At 63.0% G+C, this 270-nt stretch carries 1 protein-coding gene; it reads right to left on the bottom strand.

Translation table 11 applies throughout. The annotated features are described in order from the left end of the window. On the bottom strand, window positions 1–270 hold a 270-nt coding region (locus SB764_RS40555), incomplete at both ends, for a hydantoinase/oxoprolinase family protein (protein WP_410866835.1).

The following is a 270-nucleotide window of genomic DNA, read 5'->3' on the forward strand; positions in this document are numbered from 1 at the left end:
GCCCGCCGATGACGGCGAATGCATCGGTGATTGTCGGGCGCGTGCCGCCACGGCCGTAACAGACTGGCCCTGGGCTCGATCCTGCGCTCTCAGGCCCGACCTTCAGCACGCCGAATTCGTCGACCCAGGCAATGGAACCGCCGCCGTCGCCGACCGATGACACCGACACAGACGGAATATGAATCTGGAATTCGCCGATGTATTCGCCGGTAGCGTATTGCGGTTGGCCATCCACGATTAGCGCGATGTCCGCAGTCGTTCCGCCGATGT

The organism is Paraburkholderia sp. SIMBA_027, from assembly GCF_046535315.1.
GTDB classification, from domain to species: Bacteria; Pseudomonadota; Gammaproteobacteria; order Burkholderiales; family Burkholderiaceae; genus Paraburkholderia; species Paraburkholderia tropica.